At 57.3% G+C, this 26,485-nt stretch carries 27 protein-coding genes and 1 tRNA gene; 15 read left to right on the forward strand and 13 right to left on the reverse strand.

What is annotated here, in order from left to right:
* Positions 1–106: 106 nt before the first annotated feature.
* The 6 genes from mltG to AKU79_RS06070 form a co-directional block, all read right to left on the reverse strand.
* Positions 107–1,285: an endolytic transglycosylase MltG gene (gene mltG / locus AKU79_RS06045; protein ID WP_082223944.1), complete on the reverse strand. Its 1,179-nt coding sequence runs from the start codon at positions 1,283–1,285 to the stop codon at positions 107–109.
* Positions 1,285–2,547, reverse strand: coding sequence for a beta-ketoacyl-ACP synthase II (gene fabF, locus AKU79_RS06050; protein WP_050522772.1), 1,263 nt, complete (start codon positions 2,545–2,547; stop codon positions 1,285–1,287). Before fabF ends, mltG begins: the two co-directional genes overlap by 1 nt.
* A 197-nt stretch (positions 2,548–2,744) precedes the next feature.
* Entirely contained in the window at positions 2,745–2,978 is a 234-nt protein-coding gene (locus AKU79_RS06055; protein ID WP_050522649.1) for an acyl carrier protein, read from the reverse strand.
* A gap of 218 nt (positions 2,979–3,196) precedes the next feature.
* A complete protein-coding gene (fabG, locus tag AKU79_RS06060; protein WP_050522650.1) occupies positions 3,197–3,934 on the reverse strand; it encodes a 3-oxoacyl-ACP reductase FabG in 738 nt (245 codons plus the stop codon).
* A gap of 141 nt (positions 3,935–4,075) precedes the next feature.
* Positions 4,076–5,005, reverse strand: a complete 930-nt coding sequence (gene fabD, locus AKU79_RS06065) for an ACP S-malonyltransferase (protein WP_050522651.1) — start codon at positions 5,003–5,005, stop codon at positions 4,076–4,078.
* A 75-nt stretch (positions 5,006–5,080) separates the two neighbouring features.
* Positions 5,081–5,524 (reverse strand): hypothetical protein, encoded by a 444-nt coding sequence (locus AKU79_RS06070; protein WP_050522652.1) that lies wholly within the window; start codon positions 5,522–5,524, stop codon positions 5,081–5,083.
* Between the two features lie 107 nt (positions 5,525–5,631).
* Between AKU79_RS06070 and AKU79_RS06075 the strand changes: the two genes are divergently transcribed.
* The 6 genes from AKU79_RS06075 (at position 5,632) to AKU79_RS06100 (ending at position 10,905) form a co-directional block, all read left to right on the forward strand.
* On the forward strand, positions 5,632–6,477 hold the full coding sequence (locus tag AKU79_RS06075) for a DMT family transporter (protein WP_050522653.1): 846 nt from the start codon (positions 5,632–5,634) through the stop codon (positions 6,475–6,477).
* Positions 6,478–6,641: 164 nt separating this feature from the next.
* Complete coding sequence (rpsF, locus tag AKU79_RS06080; RefSeq protein WP_050522654.1) at positions 6,642–7,037, forward strand: 30S ribosomal protein S6; 396 nt, start codon at positions 6,642–6,644, stop codon at positions 7,035–7,037.
* A 27-nt stretch (positions 7,038–7,064) separates the two neighbouring features.
* Positions 7,065–7,292: a 30S ribosomal protein S18 gene (rpsR, locus tag AKU79_RS06085; protein WP_022704737.1), complete on the forward strand. Its 228-nt coding sequence runs from the start codon at positions 7,065–7,067 to the stop codon at positions 7,290–7,292.
* A 12-nt stretch (positions 7,293–7,304) separates the two neighbouring features.
* Positions 7,305–7,892 carry a 50S ribosomal protein L9 gene (gene rplI / locus AKU79_RS06090; RefSeq protein WP_050522655.1) on the forward strand — a complete coding sequence of 196 codons (588 nt, stop codon included), beginning with the start codon at positions 7,305–7,307 and terminating at the stop codon, positions 7,890–7,892.
* Positions 7,893–8,096: 204 nt separating this feature from the next.
* Positions 8,097–8,864 (forward strand): alpha/beta hydrolase, encoded by a 768-nt coding sequence (locus tag AKU79_RS06095; protein WP_050522656.1) that lies wholly within the window; start codon positions 8,097–8,099, stop codon positions 8,862–8,864.
* A gap of 82 nt (positions 8,865–8,946) precedes the next feature.
* Positions 8,947–10,905 (forward strand): bifunctional 2',3'-cyclic-nucleotide 2'-phosphodiesterase/3'-nucleotidase, encoded by a 1,959-nt coding sequence (locus AKU79_RS06100; RefSeq protein ID WP_050522657.1) that lies wholly within the window; start codon positions 8,947–8,949, stop codon positions 10,903–10,905.
* An 83-nt stretch (positions 10,906–10,988) separates the two neighbouring features.
* Here the strand turns inward: AKU79_RS06100 and AKU79_RS06105 are convergent, their stop codons facing one another.
* The 3 genes from AKU79_RS06105 to AKU79_RS06115 all read right to left on the reverse strand — a co-directional run bounded on the left by AKU79_RS06105 (position 10,989) and on the right by AKU79_RS06115 (position 13,365).
* Complete coding sequence (locus tag AKU79_RS06105; protein ID WP_050522658.1) at positions 10,989–11,747, reverse strand: hypothetical protein; 759 nt, start codon at positions 11,745–11,747, stop codon at positions 10,989–10,991.
* A gap of 174 nt (positions 11,748–11,921) precedes the next feature.
* Positions 11,922–13,256, reverse strand: coding sequence for a trigger factor (gene tig / locus AKU79_RS06110; protein WP_050522659.1), 1,335 nt, complete (start codon positions 13,254–13,256; stop codon positions 11,922–11,924).
* 24 nt (positions 13,257–13,280) lie between these two features.
* A tRNA-Leu gene (locus AKU79_RS06115) sits at positions 13,281–13,365 on the reverse strand.
* A 237-nt stretch (positions 13,366–13,602) separates the two neighbouring features.
* On the opposite strand from AKU79_RS06115, the gene AKU79_RS06120 reads away from it, so the two are divergent.
* A complete protein-coding gene (locus AKU79_RS06120) occupies positions 13,603–14,031 on the forward strand; it encodes a Hint domain-containing protein (RefSeq protein ID WP_050522660.1) in 429 nt (142 codons plus the stop codon).
* 22 nt (positions 14,032–14,053) lie between these two features.
* Here AKU79_RS06120 and AKU79_RS06125 read toward each other — a convergent pair whose 3' ends face one another.
* Entirely contained in the window at positions 14,054–15,721 is a 1,668-nt protein-coding gene (locus AKU79_RS06125) for a bifunctional ADP-dependent NAD(P)H-hydrate dehydratase/NAD(P)H-hydrate epimerase (protein WP_050522661.1), read from the reverse strand.
* A gap of 176 nt (positions 15,722–15,897) precedes the next feature.
* Here AKU79_RS06125 and AKU79_RS06130 point away from each other — a divergent pair, with 176 nt between their 5' ends.
* The 3 genes from AKU79_RS06130 (at position 15,898) to AKU79_RS06140 (ending at position 18,876) form a co-directional block, all read left to right on the forward strand.
* Positions 15,898–16,236, forward strand: a complete 339-nt coding sequence (locus AKU79_RS06130) for a P-II family nitrogen regulator (RefSeq protein WP_050522662.1) — start codon at positions 15,898–15,900, stop codon at positions 16,234–16,236.
* Between the two features lie 57 nt (positions 16,237–16,293).
* Positions 16,294–17,703 carry a type I glutamate--ammonia ligase gene (gene glnA, locus AKU79_RS06135; protein WP_050522663.1) on the forward strand — a complete coding sequence of 470 codons (1,410 nt, stop codon included), beginning with the start codon at positions 16,294–16,296 and terminating at the stop codon, positions 17,701–17,703.
* A 315-nt stretch (positions 17,704–18,018) separates the two neighbouring features.
* Positions 18,019–18,876 carry a hypothetical protein gene (locus AKU79_RS06140; protein WP_050522664.1) on the forward strand — a complete coding sequence of 286 codons (858 nt, stop codon included), beginning with the start codon at positions 18,019–18,021 and terminating at the stop codon, positions 18,874–18,876.
* A 40-nt stretch (positions 18,877–18,916) separates the two neighbouring features.
* On the opposite strand, the gene speB is transcribed toward AKU79_RS06140, so the two are convergent.
* Positions 18,917–19,888, reverse strand: coding sequence for an agmatinase (gene speB / locus AKU79_RS06145; RefSeq protein WP_050522665.1), 972 nt, complete (start codon positions 19,886–19,888; stop codon positions 18,917–18,919).
* Positions 19,889–20,038: 150 nt separating this feature from the next.
* Entirely contained in the window at positions 20,039–20,818 is a 780-nt protein-coding gene (locus AKU79_RS06150) for a heme-dependent oxidative N-demethylase family protein (protein WP_050522773.1), read from the reverse strand.
* Between the two features lie 149 nt (positions 20,819–20,967).
* Between AKU79_RS06150 and purB the strand changes: the two genes are divergently transcribed.
* The 5 genes from purB (at position 20,968) to AKU79_RS06170 (ending at position 25,632) form a co-directional block, all read left to right on the forward strand.
* Positions 20,968–22,272, forward strand: a complete 1,305-nt coding sequence (gene purB / locus AKU79_RS06155) for an adenylosuccinate lyase (protein WP_050522666.1) — start codon at positions 20,968–20,970, stop codon at positions 22,270–22,272.
* 147 nt (positions 22,273–22,419) lie between these two features.
* Positions 22,420–22,581, forward strand: a complete 162-nt coding sequence (locus AKU79_RS19210; protein ID WP_156209500.1) for a hypothetical protein — start codon at positions 22,420–22,422, stop codon at positions 22,579–22,581.
* Between the two features lie 96 nt (positions 22,582–22,677).
* On the forward strand, positions 22,678–23,760 hold the full coding sequence (locus AKU79_RS06160) for a flagellar motor switch protein FliG (RefSeq protein WP_082223946.1): 1,083 nt from the start codon (positions 22,678–22,680) through the stop codon (positions 23,758–23,760).
* A 97-nt stretch (positions 23,761–23,857) separates the two neighbouring features.
* Positions 23,858–24,760 (forward strand): DMT family transporter, encoded by a 903-nt coding sequence (locus tag AKU79_RS06165; RefSeq protein ID WP_050522667.1) that lies wholly within the window; start codon positions 23,858–23,860, stop codon positions 24,758–24,760.
* Positions 24,760–25,632 carry a lysophospholipid acyltransferase family protein gene (locus AKU79_RS06170; protein WP_050522668.1) on the forward strand — a complete coding sequence of 291 codons (873 nt, stop codon included), beginning with the start codon at positions 24,760–24,762 and terminating at the stop codon, positions 25,630–25,632. Before AKU79_RS06165 ends, AKU79_RS06170 begins: the two co-directional genes overlap by 1 nt.
* Positions 25,633–25,671: 39 nt before the next feature.
* Here AKU79_RS06170 and AKU79_RS06175 read toward each other — a convergent pair whose 3' ends face one another.
* Positions 25,672–26,373: a DUF1223 domain-containing protein gene (locus AKU79_RS06175; protein ID WP_050522669.1), complete on the reverse strand. Its 702-nt coding sequence runs from the start codon at positions 26,371–26,373 to the stop codon at positions 25,672–25,674.
* Between the last annotated feature and the right edge of the window lie 112 nt (positions 26,374–26,485).

Here is a 26,485-nt window from a genome sequence, read left to right on the forward strand (position 1 = left end):
CTAGCATGTCACAAGTGATACCGCAGACCGCGCGGTAAGTCAAGTTTTTTGACTTTAAATCAACACCTTAACAGATCGCACCCTTCACGATCTGTTAACACTCGCATCAGTTACCTTGCACGCCACCTTCATCGGCCTTGCCCTGCTGTGCTTCAATCGCCCGCCATTTCACAACATTGGCGTTATGCTCTTCCAGCGTTTCGGCAAAGGCATGGCCCCCCGTTCCATCGGCAACAAAGAACACAAATGGCGTGTCATCGGGGTGCAAGGCGGCCTCGATACTCAACCGGCCGGGGTTGGCAATCGGCGTAGGTGGCAAGCCATCGATGACATAGGTGTTATACGGCGTCTCACGGCGCAGCTCGGACTGGCGCAAGCCACGGCCCAGGATACCCTCACCATTGGTCACGCCATAAATCACGGTGGGGTCGGTTTGCAGCTTCATCCCCTGCCGCAAGCGGTTCACAAACACGCTGGCCACCTGCTTGCGCTCTTCGGGAATACCGGTTTCCTTTTCCACAATCGAGGCCATAACCAGCGCCTTTTCGGGCGTGTCATAGGGCAATCCATCGGCACGTTCGGCCCACAGCTCGGCCAGAATCCGGCTTTGCTTGTCTTGCATCGCCGCGATCAGCGCCGCACGGTCACCGCCGCGTGTCACTTCATAACTATCCGGCGCAAGGCTGCCCTCGGGCGGCTTTTCCGCAACCGTGCCATCCAAAAACTCGGCGCGGCGCAGCATTTCCAGCACCTGCCAAGAGGTCACCCCCTCGGCCAAAGTCACGCGGTAGCGCAGGTCCTTATCCTGTACCGCATCAACATAGCCCTGCGGCGCAGCATCAACAGACGGGTCAAATGATACAACCTCGACATAGCGGTTCGTCACCGGGTCCAACTCGCGCAAAATCACATCGGCCGAGGCAATCCCGATCCGGAAATTCACTTCGCGGCCACAGGTCGATTGCCCGCCGGCCGTCACAATATCCAATACCTGCGCCATCGAAGACCCCGCCGGTACCAGATAGCTGCCGAACTTCAAATCCTTGCCCTTGTCTGAATATTCCGCACCGATGCGGAAAATCCGCGCGTCCGAAATCACGCCATTGGTTTCCAGCGTGCGGCTAACAGCTGACAGCGATGCACCCCGGTCCACCTTGACACAGGCCGCATCAGCCAGCGGCCCCGGCCCCGAATACTCCTGCCGCCCCCAGGCCAATAGCCCCGAGGCTATGACCAAAAGAACGATGAACAATGTCAAAGCGTTAGACGCAATCGCCCGCCACATTATGCTGATACCTTCCCGATAATCAGGCTGGCATTGGTGCCGCCAAACCCGAATGAGTTGGACAGCGCCACGTCAATCTTGCGCTTGACCGCCTTGTTCGGCGCAAGGTCCAGCTTGGGTGTGACCGCAGGGTTATCAAGGTTGATCGTCGGCGGCGCAATCTGGTCGCGAATGGCCAGAATACAGAAAATCGCCTCAACCGCGCCCGCAGCCCCCAGCAAATGCCCGATCGCCGACTTGGTCGAGGACATCGTCGCCCCAGCCGCCGCGTCGCCCATCAACCGCTCAACCGCGCCCAGCTCAATCGTGTCGGCCATCGTGCTGGTGCCATGTGCGTTGATGTAATCAATATCGGCAGGCGTCAGCCCCGCGCGCTTGATCGCCATCTGCATAGAGCGGTAGCCACCGTCGCCATCCTCGCTTGGCGCAGTGATGTGATAGGCGTCACCCGACAGGCCATAGCCCAATACCTCGGCATAGATCTTGGCACCGCGCGCCTTGGCGTGCTCGTATTCCTCAAGCACCACGACACCCGCACCCTCGCCCATGACAAAGCCATCACGGTCGGCGTCATAAGGGCGGCTCGCCTTGGTCGGGTCATCGGCGCGCTTGGTTGAAAGCGCCTTGCAAGCGTTAAAACCCGCAATCCCGATCTCGGAAATCGGGCTCTCGGCACCGCCCGCAATCATCACATCCGCATCATCAAATGCAATCATCCGCGCCGCATCACCAATCGCATGTGCGCCGGTCGAACAAGCCGTCACAACCGCATGGTTCGGCCCTTTAAACCCAAAGCGAATCGAAACCTGCCCCGACACAAGGTTGATCAACGCACCGGGAATAAAGAACGGGCTCACCCGCTTGGCGCCACGTTCCTTGATCAAAACAGCCGTTTCGGCAATCGACGACAAGCCGCCAATCCCCGAGCCGATCATCACGCCGGTCCGGTGCTTGTCCTCTTCGGTCACAGCTTCCCAACCGGAATCGCGCACGGCCTGCACCGCCGCCGTCATGCCATACAGGATAAAATCATCGACCTTGCGACGGTCCTTCGGCTCCATCCAGTCGTCGGGGTTAAACGTGCCATTCGTGCCATCGCCCAGCGGGATTTCGCAGGCGTATTGCGTAATCACCCCTGCAGGGTCAAACCGCTTGATCGGCCCGGCACCAGACTCGCCAGCGATCAGCCGCGACCATGTCTCTTCAACACCACACGCCAGCGGCGTAACCATCCCAAGACCCGTGACAACCACTCGACGCATCGGCATCTCCCGCATTTATATTCAACCTAGGGGCACAGTTACACGGCAAGCCCGCGCCGCGCAACATAGGGCAGTACCAATCGGCACTTTGGCGCCCTTAAATGCTGCCCGCCCCTCTGGGAAAACGGCAGCCCCCACATACGAAAACGGCACCCGCAAGGGGTGCCGTTTAACGTAAACTTCAGAACGAAGGTCTATCAGGCAGCGCCAGTGATAAACTTTACCGCATCGCCAAAGGTCTGGATGGTTTCAGCAGCGTCATCCGGAATTTCAATCCCGAACTCTTCTTCAAACGCCATTACCAGCTCAACGGTATCAAGGCTGTCCGCGCCCAGGTCGTCAATGAACGAGGCATTTTCAATTACCTTGTTCTCTTCAACGCCAAGATGCTCGACGACGATCTTCTTTACGCGGTCAGCGATGTCGCTCATGTCATTTCCTTACTCAGTTACGGGCCATACATCCCGATTTTTTTCTCAAGCTCATTCGAGCGGCTCATCCCGGAATACCCAGGCTACCAAAGAACAACCTGTCCTTTAGCGTTATCAGCGCCGCCTATATCATAGTCTTTGGGAATGGCAAACGCTTTCGGTCGCTAAGATGTAGGGCCATTGCCCCCGTCAAATCAAGGGGCAATGAAAGCAGCCCCTTAAATCATCGCCATACCACCGTTGACGTGCAAAGTCGCACCCGTCACATAGCCCGCCTCCGGGCTTGCCAGATACAAACAGGCCGCCGCAATCTCGCTGGCCTCGCCCATGCGGCCCGCAGGCACCTGGGTCAAAATCTTGCCCTTCTGGTCGTCGGTCAGCTTCTCGGTCATCGCGGTGGTGATAAAGCCGGGCGCCACGCAATTTACTGTAATCCCACGGCTCGCCACCTCATAGGCCAGCGATTTCGACATCCCCACCATCCCCGCCTTGCTGGCGGCATAGTTCGCCTGACCGGGGTTGCCCGTGGCCCCAACGACGGATGAGATATTCACAATCCGCCCCCAACGCGCCTTCATCATCCCGCGCAAAACCCCCCGGCACAACCGGAAGGTAGAGGTCAGGTTCACCTCCAGAACAGACGCCCATTCGTCATCCGACATGCGCATGAACAGATTGTCGCGCGTGATGCCCGCATTGTTCACCAACACATCCACCGACCCCATCGCCGCCGCCGCCGCCTTTGGCAGCGCCTCAACCGATGCCGCATCCGACAGATTGCAGGTCAACACATGCGCACGGCTGCCCAGCTCGGCCGCCAAGGCCTCCAACGGCGCCTCACGCGTACCAGACAGTGCAACGGTCGCCCCCGCCGCATGCAGCGCCCGCGCAATATCGCCACCGATACCACCCGACGCCCCGGTCACCAGCGCATTCTTACCCGTCAGATCAAACATCCCAAATCCTCTTTCTCAAAAACCGCACCAAAACCCAAAAACCGCTCCGGCTTTCTTTTCGGTACAAATATCCCGCAGGGGGGTCCGGGGGGCGGCGCACGCCCCCCGGCTTTTGGCCCGAAAGGCCCGCCCCCAAACAGATCAGCCCTTCAACGCCGCAATATCCTCGGGCACACCCGCATTACGCTGCACCGTCTCGCGCTCGATCCGCTTGATCATCCCTGACAGCGCCTTACCGGCACCGATTTCCCAAAACTCGGTCACACCGGCACCCACCAGCCATTGCACAGATTCGCGCCAGCGCACTTCGCCCGTGACCTGCGCCACAAGCAGCTTACGCACCTCGCCTGCATCCTGCACCGCTTCGGCCCGCACATTGGCCACCACCGGCACCGAAGGGGTACGAATGTCTACCCCCGCCAGCGCCTCGGCCATCACCGCCGCCGCAGGCTCCATCAACGCACAGTGGAACGGCGCCGACACCGGCAACAACAAGGCCCGCTTGGCCCCTGCCGCCTTGGCAATCTCACATGCCCGCTCGACCGCCGCCTTATGCCCCGAGATCACCACTTGCCCCGGATCATTGTCATTGGCAACCTGACACACCTCATCCCCGGCAGCCTCGGCTGCAACAGCCTTGGCCCCAGCATAATCCAAGCCCAACAAAGCCGCCATCGCGCCCATACCCACAGGCACCGCCGCCTGCATCGCCTCGCCGCGAATGCGCAGCAACCGCGCCGTATCACTCAGCCCGATCGCCCCCGCCGCACACAGCGCCGAATATTCCCCAAGGCTGTGCCCGGCCACAAAACTCGCCTGCGCCAGCCCCAACCCTTCGGCCTCCAGCGCCGCCATTGCCGCCAAAGAGGTCGCCATGATCGCAGGCTGCGCATTTTGCGTCAGGGTCAGATCTTCAATCGCCCCGTCCCAAATCAGCGCCGACAGCTTTTCCCCCAGCGCCTCATCCACCTCGTCAAACACCGCGCGCGCGGCCGGATAGGCCTCGGCCAAGGCGCGCCCCATCCCGATAGCTTGCGACCCCTGCCCTGGGAAAACGAATGCTCTGCTCATAGTTCCTCCGATTTATCTTTGACCAAGCCATAGCCCAGCCTTGCCCCCTTCGCAATATTTCGCACAGCGCACGACCTAGGGCTTGAACCGTGCATCCTGCAAAAAGACCGCATCAAACAGCCCAAAGGCAAGCGCCGCCACCGGCGTTCCAACCACCTCGTCCCGCCCCAATGCCGCCCCGACCAACGGGTTCTTGGCAATATTGCGCCCGCCCGCATCAATCACCATCACCGCAGGCCCCGTTTCAACGACGGAGTAAAGCAAGGATACCGCCACACGGTCGGGCGCCCCGGTGCCTTCGCCCCAAGCACCAATAATCAAATCCATATTCGCAGGATGGTCGGCCAAATCCGCCCCCACCGTCCAGTTCACGAAATAGCTGGCAACGGTCTCGGCCCCTTCGGCATGGATGATCCCCCAAATCGCGCGGGTCACCTTGCCACAACAGGCGCAATCACCGTTTTTTTCGCCCAAAGGCTCTACTTCATACGCCACGTCAGTCACCGCTCCAAAATCCATTCCAAATCACCATGCCGCAAAACCGCTTCCCAAAACAGCCCGCCATTTCAGACTTGCACCAAACCCCTCGCGGCTTAATGTACCCCTACCTAACAGAAAGACCTTCCATGACCCTTACCGTCTTTTGCGCCGTCATCGCGGCCGCCCTGCTGCATGCGGTCTGGAATGCGATGGTCAAAGGCGGGCGCGATAAACAACTGAACATGGCAGGCGTCATCGTCGGCCACTTGCCCCTCGCAACCCTCGCGATTCTGTTCTCTCCCTTGCCCACCGCCGCCAGCCTGCCCTACCTTGCCGCAGGCACCTTGCTGCACTTTGGCTACCAACTCTTTTTGCTGCGGTCCTATCACGCGGGCGACCTCAGCCAGGTCTACCCCATCGCCCGCGGCTCGGCCCCGATGATCGTGGCAGCCGTCTCGGTGCTGTTCCTCGACACCCACCTCGAACCGATCGAAATCGCCGCTGTTGCCACCATCGGCATCGGCATCCTCTCCATCGCGCTGACCCATAAATCCGCAGGCCGCCTGAATGTTACCGGCACCAAACTGGCGCTGATCACCGGCTGTTTCATCGCCTCCTACTCGCTGGTCGATGGCATTGGTGCGCGGCATGCAGGCACGGCACTTGGCTTTTATGGCTGGCTCGGCAGCCTGAACGCCGTCATCATGCTCGCCTATCTGAAACGCACCGCACCCCACCAAATCCCCGCGCTCTGGACCCATGGCAAACGCGCCTTCCTGTTCGGCGGCGCGGCCAGCTTTACCGCCTACGCGCTGGTAATCTGGTCCTTTACGCAGGCCCCCATCGCCCTTGTCACCGCCCTGCGCGAAACCTCGATCATCTTTGCCCTGCTGATCGGCATGATCTTCCTGCGCGAAAAGCTCAACCTTGCCAAAGTCACCTCAACCGCGATCACCCTGTTTGGCGTGGCCCTGCTGCGGCTGGCAAAATAGCCCACACTGCACAAACGGCTTGCGCAAAACCCCATCCCCCGCTATACGCGCCCGATCTTGCCGCACTATATCTTTTGATCCGGTGCAGCCTCTCGTGGTCGGGACGCGGTAAGATGGTGACCCCGACCTATGAAATGCACCACAAGTAAATGAACGGAGACAGCATGCCGCTATACGAGCATGTCATGATCGCGCGTCAGGATCTTTCCAACACGCAAGCCGAAGGGCTTATCGAACACTTCTCCACAGTTCTCGCAGACAACGGCGGCAAAGTCGTTGAGCACGAGTACTGGGGCGTGAAGACGATGGCCTACAAGATCAACAAAAACCGCAAGGGCCACTATGCCTTCCTGCGCTCGGACGCTCCAGCGACCGCAGTTCAGGAAATGGAACGCCTGATGCGCTTGCACGATGACGTGATGCGTGTGCTGACCATCAAGGTTGACGCCCACGAAGAAGGCCCATCCGTGCAAATGCAAAAGCGTGACGACCGTGAACGCGGCGACCGTGGCGGCGACCGCCCCGATCGTGGTGACCGCGGCGACCGTCCGCGTCGTTGATCTCAGGCTCAGGAAAGGACCATTCAAATGGCGAATAAACCCTTCTTCCGTCGCCGCAAGGTCTGCCCATTCTCGGGCGACAATGCACCGGCGATCGATTACAAAGACACACGTTTGCTGCAACGCTACGTGTCCGAGCGTGGCAAGATCGTGCCATCGCGTATCACCGCCGTTTCGGCGAAAAAGCAGCGTGAGCTGGCCCGCGCAATCAAACGCGCTCGCTTCCTCGCTTTGCTGCCATATGCTGTGAAATAAGGAGCAACTGATATGAAAGTGATCCTTCTTCAACGCGTGGCCAAGCTGGGCCAAATGGGCGATGTCGTAAACGTCAAAGACGGTTTCGGCCGCAACTTCTTGTTGCCCCAAGGCAAAGCGCTGCGCGCGAACGATGCGAACATCAAGTCGTTCGAAGCACGCAAAGTTCAGCTCGAAGCACAGAACCTTGAAACCAAAAAAGAGGCCGAGGCAATCGCCGCGACTCTTGACGGTCAGGTTTTTGTCATCATCCGTTCCGCATCTGATGCAGGCGCGCTTTATGGTTCCGTCACCACCCGTGACGCTGCCGAAGCGGCGCATGACGCAGGCTTTACGGTTGATCGCAACCAGGTTGTTCTGGACAAGCCGATCAAAGAACTGGGCCTGCACAAGGTTTCCGTCGTTCTGCACCCCGAAGTAACCGCTCAATTCTCGGTTAACGTGGCGCGCTCGACCGAAGAGGCCGAACTGCAAGCTGCTGGCAAATCCATTCAGGAACTGGCAGCCGAAGCAGAAGCCGCAGCAGAGTTCGAAATCGCCGAATTGTTCGACGAAATGGGCGCTGCAAACGAAGACGGCGAGGATATGGGCCGCGACTGATCGCACCCATCCAGGTAAAATCGAAAACCGCGCAAGGGCAACCTCGCGCGGTTTTTTTTCATCCCCGCCCCCACCAAATACGTAGGGTGCGCTTCAGCGCACCACCCCATATTCCCAAAACACCCCCCAAGTCCCCCCTAAAACCTTGCAACCCGCCCCCCCATCCCCTAGATCGCCGCAACCCCGCTTCAAAGGCTTGCCCCGATGTCCCAATTCTCAAACGCTGTTTTCTTTTGCCATGGCGCCCCCGGCAGCCCCCAAGACGCAACCCTGCTGCCGCCACTGCCACCTGAAACCCTGCGCGTGGCACATGACATCTTTGCCGCTGCCCCCCACGCCTTGCTTGCCGATGCCCAAAAGGCTTTCGACACAACCGCCGCGCAAACCTCCGATGGCCAAGTCACCCTCATCGGCTTTTCCCTCGGCGCCATGCTCGCCCTGCAACTCGCCGCTACCCGCGCGCCTCAGGTCAAATCGCTCATCCTCATTTCCCCCGCCGCCCCGCTTTCCTTGGGCAACTTCCTGCCCCATATGGCCGGAAAACCGGTATTTGAACTGGCCAAAAACAACCCGAAACTACTGAAGTCGCTGACAAAGCTGCAATGCCTGCTGACCAAGTTCGCCCCCAAACTCTTGCGCAACCAGCTTTTCCACAAATCCGGCAGCCAAGACCGCACCTTGCTCACCAACCCCGCCTTCCGCGCCACGCTCGCCGCCGGCTTCAAAAACAGCTTTTGCACCCACCCCGCCAGCTATATCGCCATGCTCCAATCCTACGTCACCGATTGGTCGGCCGATCTTGCAAAAGTCACCTGCCCCGTCACCATCTGGCACGGCGAAAATGACAGATCGGCGCCATCTGCAATGGCCCAAGTGATCAGCGCCGCCCTGCCCGGCCCCGCCACACTCCACCTCATCCCCGACGCCGAACACTACTCCACCCTCGCCAAGGTGACCCTGCCCCCGTCATGACCGCCACTGCGTTACCCCCTTGTCACATTCGCCATTTAGGCGTTTCATAGACCATCCGGTCAAATCCTCAGGGGGACAAACCATGCCAATCCAATTCACCCGCCGCCATTTCCTTGCCAGCACCGCTGGCCTGATCGCGCTGCACCCGTTCTCGGCCCGCGCCGCTGCCAATCAGGCGCATCTGCGCATCATGGAAACCACCGACCTTCACGTCCACGTTTTCCCTTACGACTATTACGCCGACAAACCGGTCGACACGCTCGGCCTCTCACGCACCGCCAGCCTGATCGCGGCCACCCGCGCCGAATCGACCAACTCGCTGCTTATCGACAACGGCGACTTCCTTCAGGGCAACCCGCTCGGTGATTACATCGCTTATGAGCGCGGGATGAAAGCGGGCGACACCCACCCCATCATCAACGCGATGAACACCCTGGGGTATGAGGCCTCGACCCTCGGCAACCACGAATTTAACTACGGCCTGAATTTCCTGATGAATTCGGTGGCCGGCGCCAACTTCCCCGTCGTCTCGGCCAATATCGCCAAGAAACTCGGCGCCACCGCGCGCGAGGATGAAACCCTCCTCCCCCCCTATGTCATCGTGGAAAAAACCATCACCGATGGCGCAGGCACCCAGCATCAAATCAAACTCGGCCTGATCGGTTTCGTGCCACCCCAAGTCATGAACTGGGATCGCAAACACCTCGAAGGCAACGTCCAAGCACGCGATATTGTGGAAACTGCCCGCGCCTATGTTCCTGAAATGAAAGAGAAAGGCGCCGACCTCATTATCGCGCTCTGCCATTCGGGCATTGGCGAGGCCAACCATAGCGACGGCATGGAAAACGCCGCCATCCCGCTGGCCGCTATCGACGGCATCGACGCCATTCTGACCGGCCACAGCCACCTTGTATTCCCCTCGTCAACCTACGAGGCAACAACAGGCGTAGACATCGCCGCGGGCACTATCGCGGGCAAACCCGGCGTCATGGGCGGATTCTGGGGCAGCCACATGGGCCTCTTGGATCTGATGCTGGAACAAGATGGCGGCACATGGCGCATCTCGGCCCACACCGCCGAGGCCCGCCCCATCGTCAAACGCAATGAAGATCGCAGCTATACGGCCCTTGCGACTGATTATGCCCCCGTCCTCGCCGCCGCGCAAAAAGAACATGACGCAACGCTTGAATACGTCCGCCGCGCCGTTGGCAAAACCGAGGCCCCGCTTTACAGCTATTTCGCCCTCGTCGCCGATGACCCATCGGTGCAAATCGTGTCAAACGCGCAAATGTGGTACGTCAAACAAATGCTGCAAGGTACGGATTACGCAGACCTTCCGCTGCTATCCGCCGCCGCCCCGTTCAAGGCCGGCGGGCGCGGTGGGGCCGACTATTATACCGATGTGCCTGTCGGCGATGTCGCCATCAAACACGTGGCCGACCTTTACCTCTATCCCAACACCGTCCGCGCAGTCGCGGTCACCGGTGCGCAGGTTCAAGGCTGGCTCGAACGCTCGGCGGGTATGTTCAACCAGATCACCCCCGGCGTGGCGGATCAGGTTTTGCTGAACCCCGATTTCCCAAGCTATAATTTCGATGTGATCGACGGTGTCACCTATAAGATAGACCTCAGCCAACCCGCCAAATTCGACAAGGACGGCGCGGTGGTCAATGAAGCCTCGACCCGCATAACCGACCTGCAATATAACGGCCAACCGATTGACCCCGCAGCGAAATTCGTGATCGCCACCAACAACTACCGTGCCTCGGGTGGTGGCAACTTCCCCGGTGCCGATGGCAGCACCATAATCTATGAGGCCCCCGATACCAACCGCGATGTGCTTGTCCGCTATATCGTTGAAAAGGGTACGGTCAACCCATCCGCCGATGGCAACTGGGGCTTTGCGCCGATGCCGAACACCAGCGTCCTGTTTGATACCGGCCCCAAGGCTGCCCAATACGCTGCCGATATCAAAGGTCTAAAAATTGAACCGGCTGGTGACGGCGAAAACGGCTTTACCCGCTTCCGCATCACCCTATAACCCGCCGTAGGGTGCGCTTCAGCGCACCATCCGCCCGCGCAAATACCGTTGCGCGGGCGGCATCCAAACCCGTAACCCTTGGCTTATAATGGGCCAAACCGTTCTTCTACGCGGCGCGCATGTTCGGCCACAGGCATCTTGCCCCGCCCCCAAAGCGCCAGCATGTCAGACCATGCCATCGGCACAAAGCCAACCTCGTCGCCTTCAACAGCCTGCGCGAACATCGCAATATCGGCCTGATGCGCCTCCAGCTTGTCCTGGCCCACCGCACGCCCGTTCGAAAACGCCTCTGGCTCGGCATAAAGATACATCAGCACAGGTTTCAGCCCACGGTTCTTGCCCTCGGCACGATGCACCTCGGACCGCAAGCCATAGGCGCTTTTTACCAGCTGGGCATCATCCAGATGCGCAAACCGGCGCGCGCCATTGGCATGGGTACGGCGCAGACGGGTATAGCCCTCCATCTTCTCGCCCCAAACCTTGCGGTCATAGTTTTCTGAAAATTCGTTCTTTTTGGCAGGGCGGAAGGGTTCAAAGCGGGTTGAGACAACCCCGATCAAATAGCGGTCGGTCACAATTTCCACATCCAGCCAAGGGTGCTTGCCCCCGGCCCACGGGTAACGCATTTCAGCCGCAAGCGTCACCGTTTTGGCGCGGCCCAGCCCGCTTGGCAGCATCGGCATCATATCGGCGCGGTTCAAAAACCAGCCAAAGCCATTGGCCACCAGCGCCGAAGACGAATCCGGGCTGTCAAACTTGCCCGTTTTCAGTTCATTCCCGGGCACTTGGCCAAGTGCAGCAAGGATCAGATCAACGGGCAGATCAGGAAGAAACTCTGGCATGGGATTGGCCCTCTTTGGCAGCGGTGTCGGGTTAATATTTGGTAAATTTTTCGGGCGATTTCGTTCGGTTTCAAGGCCTTACAAGACCGTCCGCGCGCGGTCACCCTTTGGAAAAGCAAAGGGCCGCACCAGCTGGTACGGCCCCCGATCTTAAGTCGAAAAATCCGACAAGCCTTACATTTCGTCCAGGGCTTCAATCGCTTTTTGCAGGTCTTCTTTGCTGACTTCCTTGTCGGAAACTTTCGCGCCGGCAACAATATGATCAACAACTTTGTCTTCAAAAATCGGCGCCCGCAGCTGCTGCTGCATTTGCTGGTTTTTCTGGACATATTCAAAGAACTGACGTTCCTGGCCCGGATATTGACGCGCCTGCGTCATCACAGCCTGCGTCATTTCCTGATCAGTCACAGTAACCTCAGCCTTGCGACCAACTTCAGCCAGCAACAGACCCAAGCGAACGCGGCGCTCGGCCAGTTTCTTGTGCTCGTCAGTGGCTTCTACATTGCCATGATTGTGGTCGTGAACCTCTGGGTTTTCCTCGTGCCACAGCTGGTGCGCAATCTGGCCAGCTTCAGCTTCTACCAGCGATGGCGGCAGCTCGAATTTGACCAAAGCATCCAACTGGTCAAGCAAGGAACGCTTCATCACAGCGCGTGCAGCACCCTGATACTCAGCTTCCAAACGCTCGGAAATCTGGCCTTTCAGGGCAGCCAGATCCTCGGCACCGTATTTCTTTGCCAGCTCGTCGTTGATTTCGGCTGCAACGGGGGCTTTTACAGCCTTAACAGTGCATTCAAAAACAGCGGCTTTGCCAGCAAGATGTGCCGCGCCGTATTCCGCAGGGAACGACACTTCAACCTTCACTTCCTCACCGGCTTTTGCGCCAATAAGCTGCGCCTCAAAGCCTGGGATGAACGAGTTCGAGCCCAGAACCAGCGGATAATCTTCGCCGGTGCCGCCTTCGAAATAGTCGCCGTCAACCGAACCTTTGAAGTCAATCACAACCTGGTCGCCGTCTTTGGCTTTCGAGCCCTTCTTGCGGTCATCAAAGTTCTGTGCCGATTCGGCAAGATTGGCCAAAGCCTCATCCACGGCCGACTCTTCTGCTTTCACGACCAAACGCTCCAGCGTCACTTTGCTCGCGTCTACATCCGGAATCTCTGGCAGGGATTCGTAGGTCATTTCAACCACAACGTCCTGGCCTTCTTTCCACTCTTCGCCGCCAACCATTTTCACGTCTGGCTGCATCGCGGGGCGGTCGCCGGATTTCTCAAAATGCTCGCGCATTGCATTATCGATGGCATCTTGCATGGCTTCGCCCATGATACGCGGGCCAAACTGCTTGCGCAGCATTGCCATTGGCACTTTACCCTTGCGGAAGCCCTTCAATTCGACTTCAGGCTGCGCCTCGACCAGCTTTTCTTGCACTTTCGCGTCAAGCTCGGCCGCGGTCACAGTGATAGTGTAGCCGCGCTTAAGGCCTTCGTTCAGGGTCTCAGTGACCTGCATATAAATCCATCCTTCTCATATATCTGGTGCGGGTAGAGGGACTTGAACCCCCACGCCTTGCGGCGCCAGAACCTAAATCTGGTGCGTCTGCCAATTTCGCCATACCCGCATCTCATCAACGCATTGTTTGGCTTGCGCCATCCGGTTGCGATGAAATTCCGCGCCCTTCTAGCAAAGCCTTGCGCAGGATGCGAGAGGAAAAATGTGCCTTAAATTTGCAAGATCCAAATTCCAAGTTTTACCTTTGGTTTACCCGACACCTCCAGACTTGGACGCAACGCCAGCCAATCAGGAAAGGAAGGCCAATAATGTCACTGCGCACGGCACCAATGATCGTCGCGTTACCATGACCGAGGGAGTGCTTGCAGGCACCGCCATTCTGACCCTTGCAGGTAAGGTACCGGTTCAACATCTGTCGATTGGTGATCGGGTCATCACCCGCTCCGGTGCGCGCGCTTTGGTCACCCTGCGCTGCATGTGTTTGCCAAGGGCACAGCTCGTTTGCATTTCCGCCTCGACTTTAGGGGTCGAGCAGCCCGAAGAAGATATGTGCGTCTCCACCTTTCAAAGCATCCATATTCGTGACTGGCGCGCAAACGTGCTGAAAGGGATCGAACAAGGCGTGGCCTCGGCAAAAGATCTAACCGACGGTCAATTCATCCGCATGGAAACCCATTTCGGGGTATGCTTGTACAGCTTGGAATTTGACAACGCCGAAGTTATTTACGCCAACGGAATAGGCCTGCTCTGCCTCCCCGCATCCATCAATGCCTAAAATATTGCGCTTTTCCATAACCCTAGGCCAGAATCGGCCTTTGACCAGCGGTCATGCGCATACTTTCCAAAGTACGAAAAACCTTTGGCAGTTCTTCCGGCAGATCTTCGGCAATCAACCCCGGCCCAAAGGATCGTGCACATTCCACATGCAGCCAGGCGCCCGTTTCAGCGGCCTGCATCGGGGCCATGCCTTGTGCAACCAATCCCGCAACGAACCCAGCCAAAACATCGCCCGAGCCTGCTGTCGCAAGCCAAGGTGCCGCGCGTTCATACAGTGCAGCATTGATCGAACAGCGCCCATCCGGCGCTGCAAACACCGTATCTGGCCCTTTGAAAAGCACCACGCAGCCCGCGCGCTTGGCCGCATCACGTGTCGCGTCCACCTTGGAATAGGCAGGGCCTTGCACTGTCGGTTCCTCCAAACGCGCCGCGATATCGGGAAAAAGACGCGCAAATTCGCCTGCATGCGGCGTCAATATGCAGCCGCCATGCAATAAGCCAAACAGCCCCGCATCATTTGCCAACATCGTCAGGGCATCTGCGTCCAAAACCGTAGGGATGGATTCATCACGTCTTTGCAAAGCCACTCGTAGAATCTCTGCCTCGCGCATTCCGATCCCCATTCCCGGCCCCAAACACAATGCATTGATTCGACGATCTGCAAGAACAGCCTCCAGCGCCGCCGCATCCCGAACCGGTCGCAGCATTACCGCATTCAATTGCGCCGCATTCGCCATCACTGCGGCGGGCGGACACCCCAGCGTCACCACACCAGCCCCAACCCGCAGCGCCCCCCGTGCCGCCAACCGCGCAGCCCCGCCCGAGGCAACCCCTCCCGACAGAATCAGTGCATGACCGTAGGCATATTTATGCCCCCTTGCGCGCTGTGCCGTCATCGGATGCGGCTGTTCAATCAGCGCAATGCCGTCGTTCTGTTCCGCATCAAGCGGCTGCAAGCCAATATCCACAACCCGCAGGCGACCGGAATAAAACGAACCCTGCCCCAAGAAATGACCAAGCTTCGCGCGGTGAAACGTGACAGTCATATCTGCCCGCAGCGGCCATTGCGCCATTGCCTCGCCCGTATCCGAACACAGCCCCGAGGGCGTATCAATCGCAATAACTCGGCTAACACCGCGATCCATCGAATCATTCAAGGTGTTCAGAACCATCTTCAATGGGTCGTCAATATGTCGGGTCAGGCCAATGCCAAAAACGGCGTCGATCACAAGCTGATAAGTTTTACCGCGGATTTGCTGCTCAACATCCGCCCAGTTCTTGCCTTGCAAAGGCACAATCGGCAAAACATCGCGTTGCGCCAACCATCTCTCGTAATTTACCCGCGCATCTGCAGGCATCTTCTCGGGTGTGCCAAAGAAACACACCTGCACCTCGCAACCCGCATCTTTTAACAACCGCGCCACGACAAACCCGTCGCCGCCGTTGTTGCCAGGCCCGCACAACACCAAGGCCCGAAACGCCCCTCTTTCATCTTGGTCCAAATACCTCGGGGGTGTGGGGGCAGCGCCCCCACCCTTCGTCTGGCACAACTCGGGCCATGCCTCGAATACCGCATCGACCACGCCGCGCCCGGCGCGCTCCATCAACTCCAAACCCGTGACGGTGCCAGACTCAATTGCAGCGGTTTCAATGGCGCGCATTTGGGCAGCAGTTAACAACTCGCTCATATTTCGCACCCCACAAGTTTTCATTTCGCACAATATTCAGCATGATCGCCTAAAATTTAATCACCGCACCAGATTCCCAAAGCCTGAAGCCGCCGCCAACGCCCTCTGTAATTGTCCCTCCCGCGTTAAAATGGTCAACACGCAACAGATGGAATTTGCCTCGGGGGAGCCTGACGATGAAAAAGATCGAAGCGATCATCAAGCCATTCAAGCTGGATGAAGTGAAGGAAGCCCTTCAAGAAGCCGGCATTCAGGGCCTATCCGTGACCGAAGTTAAGGGGTTTGGCCGCCAAAAGGGCCATACCGAACTGTACCGCGGCGCGGAATATGTCGTTGATTTCTTGCCAAAGGTAAAAATCGAAGTCGTACTGTCGGATGACATGGTGGATGCCGCGATTGAAGCAATCGTCGGCGCTGCCCGCACTGACAAAATCGGCGACGGCAAGATCTTTGTATCGACCGTCGAACAAGCCATTCGCATCCGCACCGGTGAAACCGGCGACGACGCGATCTAATCCGACGGCAAGGCTAACCCCCTTGCCAAACCACGCTTAAGCAGAAGGAATGACCCTATGAAAACGGTCGCAGACGTTCTGAAACTGATCAAAGACGAAGAGGTCGCCTATGTCGACGTTCGTTTTACTGACCCAAAAGGCAAATTGCAGCACGTGACGCTGGATGTTGATCTGGTCGACGAAGACTTCTTTGATGAAGGCTTCATGTTCGACGGTTCCTCCATCGCAGGCTGGAAGTCGATCGATCAATCCGACATGAAGCTGATCCTTGATCCGTCTTCGGTCTACATCGACCCCTTCTATGCCGAAAAAACCCTCTGCGTGCATTGCAACGTGGTCGAGCCCGACACTGGCGAGGCCTATTCGCGTGACCCACGCGGCACCGCTGCCAAGGCCGAGGCCTACCTGAAAGCAACTGGTATTGGTGACACGTCTTACTACGGCCCAGAGGCTGAATTCTTCCTGTTCGACGATGTACGCTATTCTGTGACACCACAGAAAGTGGCCTTCAGCATTGACGCCGAAGCCGCTGCCTGGAACACAGACGCCGAGTTTGAAGGTGGCAACCTTGCCCACCGTGCCGGCCATAAAGGCGGCTACTTCCCTGTAAACCCAATCGACGAAGCTCAGGACATTCGCGGCGAGATGCTCTCGACCATGAAGCGTATGGGCATCAAGGTTGACAAGCACCACCACGAAGTGGCGACCTGCCAGCACGAACTGGGCATGATCTTTGGTGGCTTGGTTGAACAGGCTGACAACATCCAGAAATACAAATACGTGATCCACAACGTGGCCCACGCTTACGGCAAAACCGTTACCTTCATGCCAAAGCCTATGAAGGGCGACAACGGCTCGGGTATGCACGTGAACATGTCGATCTGGAAAGACGGCAAGCCACTGTTTGCCGGCGACAAATACGCGGACCTTAGCCAAGAAGCACTGTATTTCATCGGTGGCATTCTGAAGCACGCGAAATCGTTGAACGCACTGACCAACCCGTCGACCAACAGCTACAAGCGTTTGATCCCAGGGTTTGAAGCACCTGTTCTGCGCGCCTTCTCGGCACGCAACCGCTCGGGCTGCGTTCGTATTCCGTGGACAGAATCGCCAAAAGCAAAACGCGTTGAAGCCCGTTTCCCCGATCCATCGGCAAACCCATACTTGGCATTCGCGGCCTTGTTGATGGCAGGCATCGACGGCATCAAGAACAAGATCGATCCAGGCCCGGCATCTGACAAAGACCTGTACGATTTGCCGCCAGAAGAATTGGCAGCAATCCCGACAGTTTGCGGCAGCCTGCGCGAAGCTCTGGAATCGCTGGAAGCAGACCATGACTACTTGTTGGCGGGTGACGTGTTCACCAAAGACCAGCTGGAAGGCTACATGGCGCTGAAATGGGAAGAAGTTTATGCTTATGAGCATACACCACACCCAATCGAGTACGCGATGTACTACTCCTGCTAAACGACTGCGCCCAATCTGAACCAGATTGGGCGCAAATCATTCCACACCGGGCCGGTTTCAACACCAAAACCCGCGTGATGGAAACAAAAGCCGCCTCAGGGCGGCTTTTTTAAATTATGTTCAACAATTGTCAAAATGAACAACAATCAATTCAACATTGCCATATTGGTCACAAAATATTGCTTTAATTTCTTCTTAGGTTGCTCTTGACAACTCTAAGGGAATCTCGAAATGACGACGACAACAACGAGTACCATTGCCCTAGTAACGTATGAAACGAGTTCTAGGATAAATTTCGCCCATATCGTGGGGGAAATGCAGCGTTCGCTCGATAAATCGCCGCAAAGCAACTATGCTTTGACATGGGATCATGACGACATTGCCACTTTCGATTTCGAAAGTACCCGGATTGTTTTGTCGCTTGAGGACAATGCAGCGCCGACCGAAGAGCCGGTACATGACCGCCTGCTGATAAGCGTTGGCCCACCCTCAAAGGGGCCGCTTCGGCGCCAACCGGAAATTTCATATGAACAGCTTTGCAGCGTAATCGTTGAACGCGTTTGCGCCTATTATGAAACCCAGCCTGTCTATTGGCAGCAAGTCGAAGAATGTGTCACCTCTGAAACTGTTGACGAGATTTTTGACAGAATCGCGCTGGCCCAAAGCAAAACCCAGACAATTGATGGGGAAGCCGAGGCCGTTGCTGGCGCGACAGAGCGGCACACGCAAGAAAACATTATTCATATGTCGGCCCCCAAAAGCCGATTCCCGAATTTCCGCACGAAAGGCGATGCACGCAACACGGCTCGCGCACGCAAAATCCCGCTCTCCATGCTTCGTGGCCGGGCAGGAGAAGTGGCGAATGACGTGGCTGGCGGGCGTTTTCAGGAAAGCGATCAGCTTCGCGCGGTGCGTACCGCCCTGTATGAAGAGCAGGATGCCACCAAAGCCACCGGCCCTGAACGGAATTCTGTTGCTGTGCGCCTGACCGCGACTGCAATGGATGCCACATTGGTGGTCGTATGCCTGCCCGTGGGCGCAGCAATGCTGGCCTACCATATTTTCAATGGCGGCGAACTTCGCCGAACCGCTCAGGTCATGACAGTTACAGGCCTGTTTCTGGCGTCATCCAAATGGTTCGCCTCCATGCCTCTCAGTATTTTGTTTTCGTAAATTTTGGTCGGCCAAACGAATTCTTGAACCACGGTCCTTGCTATTGGGGACCGGCTTGTCCGGCGCGTTGTGGCACGCCCGGCAATACGCAGAGCATTTCATACAACAGGTTTGCCCCGATCAAGGCTGTATTGCCGCTGGGGTCATAGAGCGGCGAGACCTCGACCAGATCCCCGCCAATAAGGTTCAGCCCTGCAGATCCGCGAATAATCTCAAGCGCCTGGATGGTGGTAAGCCCACCCGGTTCGACCGTACCGGTGCCTGGCGCATAGGCCGGATCAAGGCTGTCGATATCAAAGGAAATGTAACAAGGTGCTGCGCCGATTCTGGCGCGAATGTCGTGCATGAGGGGCGCGAGCGATTTGTGCCAGCAGGCCTCGGCCTGAACCACTGTCCAGCCCTTGTCACGCGCCCAGTCAAAATCATCTGGCCCATAGCCAGTGCCGCGCAGGCCGATCTGAAACACCTTATCGTTGATCAGGCAGCCGTCTTCCCATGCGCGGCGAAACGGGCAACCATGAGCGACCGTTTCGCCAAACATCTGGTCGTTGATATCGGCATGGGCATCGACATGGATAAGGGCAACCGGACCATGCCGTTCTTTGATTGCGCGTAGAATCGGCCATGTCAGGGTGTGATCGCCACCCAAGGTCAGTGGAACCGCGCCATGGGCGAGAATTTCACGGTAATGCGCCGTAATGATGTCGACCGATTTCTTGAGGTCAAAAGTGTTGATCGGCACATCGCCAATATCGGCCACCTGCAAATGGTCAAACGGCGCGGCGCCGGTGGCCATGCTATAGGGCCGCAACATCCGCGATTCATCGCGGATCTGACGTGGCCCAAGCCGCGTGCCGGGCCGGTTTGAGGTGCCTATATCCATCGGGATGCCGACAAAGCAAGCATCGAGCCCCGCAGCCGTAGCTTGGGTTGGCAGACGCATCATCGTATTAGGCCCACCGAAACGCGGCATGTCATTGCCGCCCAGAGGTTGGTTGAATGACTTGCCCATATTGATGCTCCGCTGGATTTGGTTTTGTTCGAGAGTTTCGCAATACGTGCTGTTTGGCAAGAGGCCTAGCGCTGGCGCAGGGGGCGCTGCCCCCTCTGGGCCTTGAGGCCCATTCACCCCCGGGATATTTGTACCGAAAAGAAAGCAGGATCAGGTGGAATGCGCTTTGGTCAGGCTGGCACGATGGTCTGGTGTTAAAGCGTCTAGCGGCAAGACATAGGTGTGAATGGTGAAAAGCACGGCTTGGGTTTGTGGCAGGCGCAGCAAGCATTGACGTTCTGCGCGCAAGTATTTGGGGCTGTTATCAATGCGCGGATCGGATTCGCGGCGCGGATGGAATAAATCGGGGCTGGCATAGAGGTTGTGGTTCATCCGCCAAATCGGCCGTCCTGTTTGCACGGCATCCAGCAAGCGTTGTACCCGCCGCGCGATGTTTTCATCATATTGGGCAACCGGCTGATGAATGCGCGACATCGGCTTGCCCAGCTTTTCGTCCAAGGCCCAACTGGCCGGAAAGCACAGGATTGCGCCTGCCAGCAAATGTTCGCCCTGCCCATTTGGCAGCATCAGGCACAGATCTTCCTGAACCAAGCGCCCAAGGCAGCGCAGCGGATCATCACGATTCAGCGCGACCGACACGCCATCGGGCCGCAGCGCCGTTTGCGCCTGAATGCGATAACCGCTGTCCTGCGCCAGTTTCGCCAGTACAAGATCATAGGTTTCCTCTGCGGCCGCCTTTGCCATTGGCATCAGCGCGTGCACCTCGGCCCCTAGTGCAACAAGCCTGTCGCGTTCAGCCATTTGCGCGGCGAAAACCTCATCGCGCAGCAACCAATCGTCGTTTTCGACGGGCATGACGCCCGGCAACCGGGCGAGGCGCGGGTCAAGCCAAGGCATGGCAGGCAGGCTGTGGTGCAATATCGCGGTCATCACGCAGCCATAGCGCAAGCAATGCGCCGCGCAAAGCCGAATTCATCTTGTTTTCTCGGCTTCGGCTTGCCCTTAGGTCCATCGCGCACTATGGGAAGGGCAATCCCTGACGCAATGCCCTTGCTGCCCAAATTGAAAGGCTCTGCCCTATGATCCCCCGTTATTCCCGCCCCGACATGGTTGCCATCTGGTCGCCGGAAACCAAGTTCAAAATCTGGTACGAAATTGAGGCACATGCCTGCGATGCAATGGCCGATCTGGGGACCATCCCACGCGGAAACGCCGATGCGGTGTGGAAGGCCAAGGATGTCCAGTTTGACGTCGCGCGGATTGACGAGATCGAGGCAGTCACCAAGCATGACGTGATCGCGTTCCTGACCCATCTGGCCGAACATGTCGGGTCGGATGAGGCGCGGTTTGTGCATCAAGGCATGACCTCTTCGGATGTGCTGGATACTTGCCTGAACGTGCAGCTGGTGCGTGCGTCCGATATTTTGATTGCCGATCTGGTGGCCTTGTTGGCCGCGTTGAAAAAACGCGCGATGGAGCATAAGCATACTGTCCGCGTTGGCCGCAGCCACGGCATCCACGCCGAACCCACCACGATGGGCCTGACATTCGCCCGCTTTTATGCGGAAATGGACCGCAACCTTGCCCGCCTGAAGGCTGTTCGCGCGGAAATCGCGACCGGTGCAATATCGGGCGCGGTTGGTACCTTTGCCAATATCGACCCGCGGGTCGAGGAACATGTTTGCGCCAAGCTGGGCCTGACGCCAGAGCCGATTTCGACCCAAGTGATTCCACGCGACCGCCACGCGATGTTCTTTGCGGTGTTGGGGGTGATTGCCTCCTCGATCGAAAACGTCGCGATTGAAATCCGCCACATGCAGCGCACCGAAGTGCTGGAAGGGGCCGAGTTTTTCTCGATGGGGCAAAAAGGCTCTTCCGCGATGCCGCATAAGAAGAACCCCGTATTGACCGAAAACCTGACCGGCCTTGCCCGCCTTGTGCGGATGTCGGTGATTCCGGCGATGGAAAACGTGGCACTGTGGCATGAGCGCGATATTTCGCATTCCTCGGTCGAGCGGGCGATTGGCCCTGACGCCACGATCACGCTGGATTTTGCGCTGAACCGTCTAACCGGCGTTGTAGATAAAATGTTGATTTTCCCGCAAAACATGCTGGACAACATGAACAAATTTCCTGGCCTCGTGATGTCGCAACGCGTTCTGCTTGCGCTGACCCAAGCCGGTGTTAGCCGCGAGGCGGCCTATTCCATGGTACAGCGTAACGCGCTGAAAGTATGGGAAGACCGCGTTGATTTCCGTGAGGAATTGCTGGCGGATGCCGATGTTGTGGCAGCCCTTGGCGTTGACGGGATCAATGAGAAATTCGACATGGATTACCATACCAAGCATGTCGACACGATCTTCAAGCGCGTCTTTGGCGCCTGAAATCCGGCAAATCCGGCACTTAAGGGCAAGCAGATTTTCTGCCTGCCCTTATGTTTTTTGTGGTATCCTTGGGTCAGCGAAAGCCCTGTTGGCACTGTAGACGGGGCAAGACGCGAGTTGTTTTTATAGCACGAGGAAGGACCACTGATGAAAATCAAGATTGCTTTCACATTGCTTATTCTTGCCTTTACGCCCGGTTCTGCGATGGCGTATTGCCAAGGTTCTGACCACAGCCAAAGCGCGATGAATTGCGGCGATGGCAAGGTATTGGATGCCGCTACAAACGCATGCGTGCCTGTCGCGGGATAAAAAGTGAACATGCGGACCTAAATTGGCAGAATGTAAGCCCGTATTAACCTGAACCTGACATCGTGGTCCCTGTAGCTTTAGCATAACGGGGGCCAAATGGACGGCGGCACATCAGAACTTGCGCAAATTACGCCCGGTATTGCCTTTGCGCCGAACAAAGAGCGGCGGACAAATCGACGCGAACTTACCAACCGTGAAAAAGCGGCCGTAATTGTGCGGCTTATGCTGGCCAAAGGCGCCCCGATCACGCTGTCCGGCTTGCCCGAACATATCCAAGCCTCTCTCGCAGAACAGATGAGCAAAATGCGTCTGATCGATCGCCGTACGCTTGACCGTGTGGTTGTTGAATTTGTGACCGAGCTTGAAGAGGTTGGCCTGTCTTTTCCCGGCGGCATCGAAGGTGCGCTTTCAATAATGGATGGCCATATTTCAACCACAGCCGCCAGCCGCTTGCGTCGCCTTGCAGGCGCGTCATCGCGTGCCGATCCTTGGGACAGAATCGCTGCACTGCCAATCGAACGCCTGCTGCCAGTGCTTGAAGAGGAAAGCGTCGAGATTGCTGCGGTCATGTTGTCCAAACTGGCCGTACCCAAAGCCGCTGAATTGCTTGGCAAGCTTGATGGTGAACGGGCACGGCGCGTGGCCTTTGCCGTGTCGCGCACCGGCAACGTCGATCCGGAAACCGTGCGCAGGATCGGTCTGTCTTTGGTGACACAGCTTGAAAACCTGCCTGCAAGGGCTTTTGATACCGGCCCGGTCGAGCGTGTTGGTGCAATTTTAAACGTCGCACCTCAGCTGATACGGGATGAGGTTCTAGCCGGCCTCGATCAAGATGATGAAGATTTCGCAACACTCGTGCGTAAGGCCATTTTTACCTTTGTCCATATCCCAACCAGAGTTAGCCCAAGAGATGTTCCAAAAATCACCCGCATGGTCGAGCAACCGGTTTTGGTAACTGCTCTCGCTGCGGCGGCAGCCGACAGCGTGCAAAACCTTACGGCCGAGTTTTTTCTATCCAACATGTCACAGCGCATGGCACAGTCACTGCGAGAAGAGATTGCCGAGCGTGGAAAGGTAAAAGAAAAAGACGGCGAAGCTGCGCAATCCGCGATCATCACGGCCATCCGCGCGTTGGAAACTTCGGGCGATTTGGTCCTCATTCAAGAAGATGAGCAATAATAAACTGACTAAGCGGTCAATAAATGCGCTTTTGCCTTTTTACTCTGCGGCTAAAGCCGTTAGCGTGCGACACAATACTCGCAATTTGGACGCTTGAATGAAATTCTCTTTCTCTACCCGCCCTGCTATTGGCGCTAACGGGGCTGGCATACTGTTCATGTTGCTTGCTATTTTTTGCTTTACCTTGATGGATGCTACAGTCAAATCGATGGTTGACCGGTACCCTGCCCCGATGTTGGTCTGGATACGGTTTGTGGGTCAGTTGCTCTTGGTATTTGCTTTGCTTCGACATCGTTTTCTGACCCATTTGCGCACTAAGCACTTGGGCGTTCAGGTCGCGCGCGGCATTACACAGATCGCCTCGACCGCGCTATTTTTCACCAGCCTCGCCTATATCGGCCTGGCCGAGGCGACAGCGTTGATAGACATCAACCCAGTCTTCATCACCTTGGGCGCGGCTTTATTCTTGGGTGAAAAGCTGGGGCCGCGCCGGATATTTGGCGTTCTAGCTGCGCTAGCCGGTGCGCTGATCATTCTGCGGCCCGGTGCGTCGGTCTTTTCGCTTGCGGCCCTCTTGCCATTAATCGGTGCCACCAGCTATGCCGCCAACGCCCTTATCACCCGTTGGATCGGCGCAAAAGAAAGCGCCTGGACCTCGATGGTCTTTACATCGGTCATCTGTACATCCCTCGCCAGCCTTGCGCTGCAGTTCTTTTGGGTCCCGATTGACGGCAATGACCTCCCGCGATTTGCCCTAGTCGGGTTGCTCGGCACAATCGCCCAGCTTTGCCTCATCCGCGCCTTCACCTTGGCCGAGGCCTCATCTGTGGCGCCTTTCGCCTATGCCGGGATTTTGTTTGCGACGGTGTGGGGCATTTTGTTCTTTGGCAACTACCCCGACCGCTGGACCGTTGTCGGTGCGCTTGTGATCGTCGTCGCGGGGCTTTATGTCTGGCACCGAGAGACACGCATCGCGCGGACAGACGAATTGACAGGCTGATGGCAAAACAAACTGAACACGAAACCCGGTCCAAACAGATACGCAACTTCATTTTGCGCAACCTGATCGGGATGTTATTGGCCCTTCCCTACACGTGGCGTGTGCCGCTGTGCGGTTGGGTGATGGCCTATATCATCGCCCCTATTGCCGGCTACGACAAACGTGTCCGCGAAAACCTTGCGCTGGTTCTGCCCGATCTGCCGCAGGATGAGGTGAAACGCATGATGCGCGCCGTGCCCCGCAATGTCGGCCGCACCTTGATCGAGATTTATTCAGGTGACGAATTCGTTGCCCGCGCCGCTGCCGAGCCGCTGAAAGGCGAAGGTTTGGCCGCGCTGGATGAGGCCCACGCCGCGGGCCGCCCGGTTATCTTGGTGACCGGACATTTCGGAAATTACGACGCCAGCCGTGCCGCCCTGATTGCGCGCGGCTATCGGGTTGGCGCGCTTTACCGGCCGATGGGCGCGGCCGATTTCAATGCGCATTACGTTGAGGCCATTTCGCGGATTGGCACACCCGTTTTTCCGCGTGGTCGCGCGGGCCTGGCCGATATGGTACGGTTTTTGCGCTCGGGCGGTATGCTGGGTCTGCTGATAGATCAGCATATGGGACACGGCGTGCCGCTCTCGTTCTTTGGCCAACCGGCAATGACCGCCCTTTCCGCCGCCGAACTCGCTTTGAAATATGATGCGCTGGTGGTTCCGACTTATGCCGTGCGCCGCGCAAGTGGTCTGGATTTCGATATTATCATCGAGCCTCCTATCCCGCATGGCACCGCCGAAGAAATGACCCAAGCCCTGAATGATTCGCTTGAACGCCTTGTGCGGCAGCATTTGGATCAATGGTTCTGGATTCACCGCCGCTGGAAATAGCAGGCGACAATAGATGCGGGCCTGATCGGCACGACAGCTTTAACGCAATGCCGCCGCCGCCAAAATCGCGGCTGGCCCTTCAGCCTGCAAAATAACAGCAAGCCCCGCGTCGCCTTCAACGGGCACCTGCATGGCAAGCGGCAAGGCGCCATCCCATTTTCCAATAGTCGTCCAGGATGTTACAACATTATTGTATGTAAGTTCTTTTCCGGCGTTTTCACCGCGTTCAATTTGCACAGTCTCGGTTGGCGTATAGCGCACCAGCTGCACACGGATCGGCCCTTGCCCGCCAACAATCGGCGCGGCATCAATGGACAGCACATCACCCTGTCGGGTCAGCACCACACGCCCCGGCTGTTCATGCGACAATTGCTTTCCGACGGCGTCAGCCAATTCGTCTGCTCGGTTGCCAATAAGGCGGTGTTGCCCCTGCACGATTGCTTGGGGTGTATAGACCATTTTGTCATGCGCATAATGCGCATAGGCCTTTTGACGTTTGGTAAACTGCGGGCTGGCAAACTTGTCTTTCCAGCCAAGGTAATCCCAATAATCCACATGCAAGGATAATGTCAGCAAACGCGGGTCTTTCGCCAACTCGGTCATCAGCGCATCTGCTGCAGGGCAAGAAGAACAACCCTGTGAAGTAAACAATTCAACCACAACGGCATCATCACTTTGCGCAGATACAGGTGAGGCCAACACCAGCCAACCGGCGCAAAGAGCTGTAAGCGTGTTTTTCATGCTGGTTGTCCTGTTTCCCCTAGTCCCGTTCTATCTACCTAAATCACCTTGCTGGGGCCAATCAAGGTTTTGCGAGGCTTCGTTACAATACACTTACCTCGCCAAGATACTG

The organism is Pseudorhodobacter wandonensis (assembly GCF_001202035.1).
GTDB lineage: Bacteria > Pseudomonadota > Alphaproteobacteria > Rhodobacterales > Rhodobacteraceae > Pseudorhodobacter > Pseudorhodobacter wandonensis.